Annotated in this window: 5 protein-coding genes; 1 reads left to right on the top strand and 4 read right to left on the bottom strand. The window is 37.6% G+C overall.

Annotated features, from left to right (window positions below):
- Positions 1-120: 120 nt before the first annotated feature.
- Positions 121-642: a hypothetical protein gene (locus BZG81_RS10680; protein WP_077576080.1), complete on the top strand. Its 522-nt coding sequence runs from the start codon at positions 121-123 to the stop codon at positions 640-642.
- Positions 643-815: 173 nt separating this feature from the next.
- Here the strand turns inward: BZG81_RS10680 and BZG81_RS10675 are convergent, their stop codons facing one another.
- The 4 genes from BZG81_RS10675 to BZG81_RS10660 all read right to left on the bottom strand — a co-directional run bounded on the left by BZG81_RS10675 (position 816) and on the right by BZG81_RS10660 (position 5,689).
- Positions 816-1,259 carry a hypothetical protein gene (locus BZG81_RS10675; RefSeq protein WP_077661597.1) on the bottom strand — a complete coding sequence of 148 codons (444 nt, stop codon included), beginning with the start codon at positions 1,257-1,259 and terminating at the stop codon, positions 816-818.
- Between the two features lie 289 nt (positions 1,260-1,548).
- Complete coding sequence (locus BZG81_RS10670) at positions 1,549-2,109, bottom strand: hypothetical protein (RefSeq protein WP_077677340.1); 561 nt, start codon at positions 2,107-2,109, stop codon at positions 1,549-1,551.
- A 388-nt stretch (positions 2,110-2,497) separates the two neighbouring features.
- A complete protein-coding gene (locus tag BZG81_RS10665) occupies positions 2,498-2,857 on the bottom strand; it encodes a hypothetical protein (RefSeq protein ID WP_077661239.1) in 360 nt (119 codons plus the stop codon).
- Positions 2,858-2,938: 81 nt separating this feature from the next.
- On the bottom strand, positions 2,939-5,689 hold the full coding sequence (locus tag BZG81_RS10660; protein ID WP_077677339.1) for a restriction endonuclease: 2,751 nt from the start codon (positions 5,687-5,689) through the stop codon (positions 2,939-2,941).
- Positions 5,690-6,000 lie beyond the last annotated feature (311 nt).

Here is a 6,000-nt window from a genome sequence, read left to right as displayed (position 1 = left end):
ATATTAGTATATATAACTGGAAAGGTTTCGCTGATGCATTTAAAAGTGTAGGAATTATTCGGCGCCGTAGACTGCAAGATCACGCTGATATGACAGCATTAAATGCAACAGGAAAAGATTATGAATTTTGGAGATGTGTTTCTAATGCACTGTAGAAAAGTCACCTTACTTTTACTGATAAGCCTTCCTATTGTAGGCCATGCCCTTACATGGGAAGAATTTTTAAAGTCCGAAATGGATAGCACTTATTCTGCACTAGAAGAAAAAGCAAGTAATTGCCGTAAAAATCGTCAACCATTAGAGCCTATCAAGGAAAGCTGGTTTGTTAATCTTAGTCGAAGCGAAAAAGTAGCAGCAGCTGGTTATATTAAACATCTAGCAGAAATTGATTGCTGGGGAAAAGAGCTATCCTCCTACAACTCTGCATTGTTAGCATATACTTCTGAATCGAAAGATACACAGTACTTAGACGAGTGGCTCGAGCTATCGAATGTATATCGCAGTGACGACTTTAAGCATGAATTTGATGCACTCAACGTAAAATCGCTTGTAAAATGGTACAACCGACAATCAACAGTTATGCCTTTCGATATGATTGAGTTCCTTGAGCAATATCCTGAATTTCAGAATAGCAATGAATAGCCGTAGAGATAATACCTCGGGCAATAATACGATCAAAACCAAAGAATAATCAGCAGTTTCGGTAGCTAAATAAAACCCGACAATCGTATTGCGACTCTTGTTATCCCCGCTACTAATCAGTCAGCTAAAGAGTGGTTTGTTTAGAGCGGGAGTCCAATTAACCCACTATACACCTATCTCCAACGCCCTGCCTCTATCACATTTTTCAGTTCATCATAGAGCCTATCTAAATCTTCGTATCTTGACAAATCAGCCGTTAACCCATGGTTACCAAAGATTTTTATAGATTTTACCTTTCCCTTTGAACGCTTAACCTTGATCGTTTTAACGCTTTCCCACTCCATGATTTCTTGTGTGTCAGGCTCATAAGAAATTAATCCCTTGCCTGAAACTTCAATGGTATGATTTTCAGCGTAGTTTTTAAAATCGCATCTTCCTTTATAGTTTAATAGCGCAGGAACAGAGCAAAAAAGGCAAACATAAAGGAGATAATCAAGACTAATTACATCACCCATAAACCATGAACCAAAAAATATCAAAGAAGGCCAAAACATAAAAACACTAAGCGGCCCTAGATACAAATTTCTTGTTCTTTTATCTGCTATTTTAAACTTCATTAGCACTACTCTATCTAAATGTATAACGAATGACAGGGTTACCCTCTTGAATATCTTCCACACTGAGGTGCGACTTTTAATACCGGAGGTAGCTATATTTACTCATTCTTTTTTAGCGTTAATCTCGCTAAGCACTACTTTTAGACTCACACGATGAATGACTAAAAAAATCGCCATAAATTTCTGTTTGCGTAAGATGGTGAAAATCTTAAATTTAATGAGCAGAGACGGCGTGATATGAAATAAAAAAATCTCGCCAAAATTTAGTAATTGATGACATACTCGTTTGTTATACCGCTGTATTTAGTATTGTATGACGTCTTGCAAGCCAGTTAATACGAGAATCATGTAAACACTGAACTTCGTCTAAGCACACTTCTTTAATTGCCCTAATACGGTTCTCAATTTGTTGCTTATTCATTGTTGCTTCCGATTCTTTATCAACCACAAGCTTTTTCATATAAGCCTCATAAGAACTGCGATGCCACATTTCACTAGGGTATAGATAGTTATTAAAAGCATCTAATCTCAATTGATAATCCTCTTCTAATTGCTTATCCAGTTCACTTTCATGCGATGCTGCATGGAAATAAACTCGTAGAGCTACAAAAGCAAGTCTAATCTTTTCCATTTCTAGATCTGTCAAGTAACCTGACATGTCAATTGTTAAAGTATCAAACCTCCTAATTATGAACAACCGAGATTGTCGTGCATAAATACTCGTAAGATCTTCTGACAATAAAATATTCTGAGCGTGAAATATACACTCATCAAGGTACTCAATGACTATATCTTTTTTCTCTTTAAATGCAGCTTTCCTCAATTTCAGAAAACTTAATAAACATTTCATGGGAATATCTCATATTTGATGTAAACAATTGATAGCTTAGACAAGAGCTAGCATATATCGTTCACTAAAATATTATAGAAACTCCACTCTCACGTGATGAGCGATATAACGAATGACATGGTTTCCCCTCTTTAAGATCTGCCACACTTAGGTGCGGCTTTTAATACCGGAGGCAAATATGTCTACTCAATTCTTTTGTGGTGTTTACTTCGCCAATCATCACTTTTTAGGTAACAATGTATCCGCTTGTTTCTTGGCTGCGCTCGCGCTGAAAAAAGTGCCAGACGCAGCGCCTACCTATGCGCATTCGAGCTATTTACTTAATAAAGCAACGGGCTTTTTCAACACCCAAATAAAGTGTCGGCTACGCGACACTTATTCTTATTTGTTATGTGCGTTGTTCCACATGCGTAAAGATCTTTATAAACTCTGCTTCAGAAATGGTAATATTTAATTCTGACTTAAGTTTTTTGTACAAAGCTTTTGCGAGTTGATCGTTAGACAAATCATTGTATTGTGGATACTGGCGTCTAAACACCGAAATTATGCTTTTCTCCTCGAACAACTGAGGCGTTGAAAATTGTTGGCAACCGTATTCGAAACGACACAAGCTTACTTCACCCGTTAAGATGTTAGTTTTATGTACTAACCCTACTTGAATTGTGTCAGTTCGATAAAGCCCACCATTCAAAAAGAAAGCAGAACAAACAGCCGAAATACCCAGCACAACACTCGCCAATAATTTCAATTAAACCTCCTAGCACATAACGCCTCATTCAGAGGCAAATAATTGTTGGCTAAAATAGCGACGCAGGAGCAAAGCCAACATTTATATGTCCTGCTGTAATGACTTGTTAGGGCGCCCTGGTGGAGTAGGTACAATAGTTAACTCGATTCCCTCTTTAACCCAAGAAGACCATTGTTTTAGTATCCCGCCATTTCTCACTTTGGAGCCTTTTGACCAATTAAGTTCAAATTCATCTGAAATTTTCTCTGCAATTTCTCTAGTATCTAAATCAGGGGATTCTGTCATTAGATCGATACAACTTAAAAATGAACTTTCATTTTTAGCTGCAGCCCATATAGCTTCTTTGTTACCACCCGATTTTTCTATTGAATCCATATTTAAAGTTACTAACCCTTGATTGACCGTGACAAGCTCAAACCTTTTCAAAACCGAGAGTGCATTTCTTTGTACGTCTTCAATTTTAGCCCCTGAACTCGAAATATTTTCCATTTCCATAAGAACGGAGAATGGTGATACCGATATAGAAAATACCTTCCCCCTTTGTTTACCTCTTCTTGCAAGCCCCTCACGGTCTAATATTACAGTTCCTGTATCTTGAACAACGATATTTCTTCCTGCTTGCAATAGGAAGCCTGTGTAAATCAAGTAGTTCGTAAGTCTGTTACAGTATGTATTCCATGTTTTATCTCCAAACTTAGCTTTTGGGGTGCATTGTTTAAGATTTTCTAGGATAGTATCGTGGTTAATAGTTTTTCCTGCATGATTCTTAAACAGCAGTATTTTTAATGCATGCTTACTCATTACATTACGAAGTGATTTCAGTATTGTCTCTTCATCATTGTTGCCAAGCTTGCTACTTACCTTGAAAGATGTTCCATCTCTTTCTGCTAAGCCTAACATCACGAGATCCGCACCAATATTCCAAATGGTCTTTTCATTAAGAGCTGTTTTTTGCCCAATTTCACCTGAAGTTACATACTTATCAATAAGTAATTTTGTACAAATATTTAGAAGAGACGATACGTCAGATGATGGAATATAATTGTAAGGGACAACAGGAACATTGCCGGATAATAAATAATCTTTAAAAATATCCCAATACACATTGAGGCGATCACCACTTTTAATGACTAGACGCTTGTGTACCAAACTATTAAGAACTGTCGTTCCAGAAGTTTCAATGATTTCACTCCAATCGGCAGGTGCTTTTTGAGCAATAAGTCTCAAGCAAACTAATTCTTGTTGTGTTAGTACATCTAAATCTGCTTCAAATAAACGTTTAATATCAAGATCTACAAATAATGAGTCAGTATTCTCTCCCTTTACTATGCCTTCATAGAGGTTAATACATAACTTTTTCAACAACCATGGAAAGCCCTGACTAACTTGAGAGATCTGGTGTCTAATCTCTGCAGATATTTTTTGATCTATTTCCTTTTCAAATTTAGTTAAGGAATTAGATATTTCTCCACTTTCAAAAACCCCCAACCGAAACTCTTTTCGGTGATCAGATAGTTCGTGCCACAAATGATATGCGGGGTGATCTTGTTGAGTCGTACTATCTGTCTTCCAAGCGAAGCCAAGAACAATATTACTTTTACTGCTTGCTACATCGAGCATTAGGTCTTTTGCAGCTTTAAAAATACCAAATAATTCAGGTTTAGAGTAGAGCTCTTCAAACTGGTCGAATATCAAACAAACAACTTGTTCTTTTTCTCTTAAAGAGTCCAGATATGCGCTAATACTCTCAGAATTTAAAGGCGAGCTAGGATCAGTAAGTGATAAGTCGCTTGTATTACCAAAACCATTTTTTTGCGCTTCTCTCAAAGCTTCAATTAAAGATGCTGGAATATATGAAGGCTCTCGGGCACCACGAATATCTACAGCGTAAACAAAATACTTTTTTCGGTAGTGCTTATTTCTTGCTCTATCTCTAAGTTTCGCTATTAAAGAGCTTTTCCCTAATCCAGAGTTGCCTGTTATAGCAAAAATTCTTGTACCTGAGTTAGTTTTCGCTGAACTTAGAAAATTTAATATATCTTTTTGAGTTACATCTCTACCTACGAAATCTTTAGGCCTTGCTGGACGATAATCATCCCATGACTCTCCTATTTGCACCTCAACAACTGGTGGTAATTTTTTAGATAAGTTTGTGGAAATTGATTGCTCAGACTTAATGCCTATCTCAAGATCATAATCAGCTAACGTACTATCCAATAAAGACAAATTATTAATCGTTTCTTTGTCTTTTATATGCTCGCCTGTCGAGGCACTATAAACTAGAACGCCAAAAGGTGCTCCACCTTTTAGTGTATAGACACACCAATAAACACCGAACTCTGATAGTAGTAATGTCCAATCACCTAATGCGTCAGATGAGCCAGCAAACTTTTTCGCTGAATCGGTTGGAGGGGTGCGAATAATTGACGCACTTTTTAGTGAGTCAATTATTAATTCTGGAGTATAAAAACTCAAGCGAGATGATTTCTCTTTCGGTTTCGTTTTCCAGCTTTCTACAAAGCCTTTTGCGTCTTTGGTTAGCTCTGATGTCGTTATAAGCCAACCTTCAGAATAATCTTCAAAATCTACAGTCCCCCATAATTGCCTTAATACGGGCGCAGAAACAGGGTCTTTTTGAGCCTTACACTCTACATATATTTCTTTACCATTGACCTTATGCTTACAAAGTAAATCCAGTTCAGCACCAACTGTACGAATTTCTTCAATTACATCATAGTTTTGCGCCAATAATAGCTTTTTAGCTAACCCTTCAAGAAGATCTCCTTTTGCTTTTTTACTACTGCCATTTTTACAGGAAACTTCTATTTTCATGTGTAATCCTTTCTTTAGTGCTGAACTCTGTAGGTGGCTTACGCCCTAACATTGTATTAGTGCGCATGCGCGATTTCCCAAAATCGTTATACGCGGCTTTCCTCATCTAACCCACTGTTATGAATAACATTTTGAGCCTTTAGGGTCTGTCTCTTTTCCGAGAAAGTGTGCATGCCGCCTATCTCGGCTCAGGCGTTCACATTATCCCGAAACAGTACCACCTAACCCACAATGCGTTACCACGCAGGAGCGTGGGAACGAGATGATAGGCTCAGCAGCGCTCACGCTACCGCCCTTTGGTTAGCGGCGTC

It is taken from the genome of Salinivibrio sp. MA607, from assembly GCF_001996245.1.
GTDB classification, from domain to species: Bacteria; Pseudomonadota; Gammaproteobacteria; order Enterobacterales; family Vibrionaceae; genus Salinivibrio; species Salinivibrio costicola.
Note: the sequence above shows the minus strand (reverse complement) of the source record. Positions and strands in the feature narration are given on the sequence as shown.

Bases quoted from the DNA above. Each gene is read 5' to 3' on its own strand.
- BZG81_RS10680 (WP_077576080.1), top strand. From the start codon at position 121: ATGAATTTTGGAGATGTGTTTCTAATGCACTGTAGAAAAGTCACCTTA.
- BZG81_RS10675 (WP_077661597.1), bottom strand. From the start codon at position 1,259: ATGAAGTTTAAAATAGCAGATAAAAGAACAAGAAATTTGTATCTAGGG.
- BZG81_RS10670 (WP_077677340.1), bottom strand. From the start codon at position 2,109: ATGAAATGTTTATTAAGTTTTCTGAAATTGAGGAAAGCTGCATTTAAA.
- BZG81_RS10660 (WP_077677339.1), bottom strand. From the start codon at position 5,689: ATGAAAATAGAAGTTTCCTGTAAAAATGGCAGTAGTAAAAAAGCAAAA.